We start from the raw sequence: 1,696 nt of genomic DNA on the forward strand, positions 1-1,696 counted from the left end.
CGAAACCTCTACTCCAATCAATGTGAGCATGGGCTTGAGGAAAAAAGAATTGCATGAAGTCTTCAAAATACAACTGCAACATCTGCTTCCACGGGGAATCATATTCCGTAAGAGGTGTTTTATTAGTCATACTCAACTGTTCAATTTCAAGTTAATGAGAGAAAAGTAATCATGCCAACAAATATAGAATGGGCAGACTTAACAGATAATATCATCCGTGCCAAGCGAGGCGGTTGGTGGTGTCAAAAAATATCTGATGGGTGTAAAAATTGCTATAGCGAAAAGCTAAATCAAAATTCTTTTTTTGGTGGGAATAAGCAACCCTACTCTGGGCAACCACCAGAGCTAGTGTTAGATACAGAAGCTATTCGGAAATGGAGGTTCCAAAGGAAACCTAAGAAGCATTTCGTTTCTTCAATGACTGATGTTTTTGGTGAATGGATTCCACGTTCTTGGCAACATGAAATGTTAGATGGAATGTTCGTAGCGCCAAAGCAGATATTCCAAATCCTCACTAAGCGCCCAGAAGTTATGTTGTCATCTATAAATGAATGGCTCTCTAATCATGGACTAGAGGAATTACCTTCTAATATTTGGGTTGGAACTTCTATAGAAAACCGTCACACTCTTGAAGAACGTAGTCAATTCCTTGCCCAAATTCCAGCTAGTGTTAGGTTTTGGTCAGTGGAGCCATTACTAAAACATTTGGGCGATATTAGCCAATATTTGAATGATGTCCAGTGGCTTATTATCGGTGGTGAATCAGGGCCAGACTCTAGACCATGCCATATCGAATGGGTCAAGTCTCTCGTCAAACAGTGCAACGAGTCAAAAACGCCTGTGTTTGTCAAGCAATTGGGGTCAAATGTTTATTTGAATCAGCAACCTTTTAAAACGAAACACCCCAAAGGCGGCGAACTTCCTGAATTTCCTCAACAAATACAAATTCGGGAATTTCCAAACTTGACTTGTGATTAGAAACAAATCCCTCGATTGTTAAGAGACTTTCGAGGGAAGGCAATTTTTATCAAACAGAATTCAGGAGTCAGGAGTCAGAATTCAGCAATGAATTCTTTCCGACTGGTGAATGAATAAGCGGGTTTAATACCCCCGCTAAATCTGCATATTTAGCGGTCAACTTTCGTAGTGGCGGGTCTGAATCCCGCACTAATTGATTCTGACTCCTGAATTCTGACTTCTGAATTCTTCTTCAATAGGTATATCATTATGAGTTTAGCAGAAAATCAAATCAATAATCGGACAGCTTTTGAAGTCTTCATTCCCGGTTTTTTTGATGATTATCCACTTGAATCATCAGAATTTAGACTGTACGCGCATATCCAAAGAAGAGCAGGTGTAAGCGGTTGTTTTGAGTCTATCCCTAAGATGGCTAAACATTGTTACATGGCTCTCAAAACTGCCAAAAATGCCATCAAGCTTTTACTAGCCGCCGGAATGATTGAAATACAAGAACGTATTGGAACTACTAACATTTATACTCCCACTACACCTTCTTCGTGGGTTTCTCCTAACCAAGTTCCATTACTTCGCTCCCAAATTAAAACAACAAAAGAAACCCCAGCTAAAATTAACCCCAGTCAAAATTGCACAGGGGGTGGGGTCAATTTTGCACCCAGTGGGGGGGGTCAATTCTGCATGGGGGGTGGGGTCAATTTTGACCCACAAAGGTATTCCC

1 protein-coding gene and 1 pseudogene are annotated in these 1,696 nt (G+C 40.6%); both read left to right on the forward strand.

Annotation, left to right across the window (positions count from 1 at the left end):
* Positions 1–171: 171 nt before the first annotated feature.
* Positions 172–978 (forward strand): DUF5131 family protein, encoded by an 807-nt coding sequence (locus tag A4S05_RS37820; protein ID WP_069074860.1) that lies wholly within the window; start codon positions 172–174, stop codon positions 976–978.
* 249 nt (positions 979–1,227) lie between these two features.
* Positions 1,228–1,696 (forward strand): annotated as a pseudogene (locus tag A4S05_RS37825) (hypothetical protein); the annotation flags it as partial.

The sequence above is a fragment of the Nostoc sp. KVJ20 genome (genome assembly GCF_001712795.1).
Lineage (GTDB): Bacteria > Cyanobacteriota > Cyanobacteriia > Cyanobacteriales > Nostocaceae > Nostoc.

Coding starts and splice junctions, on each gene's coding strand:
- A4S05_RS37820 (WP_069074860.1), top strand. CDS start 172: ATGCCAACAAATATAGAATGGGCAGACTTAACAGATAATATCATCCGT.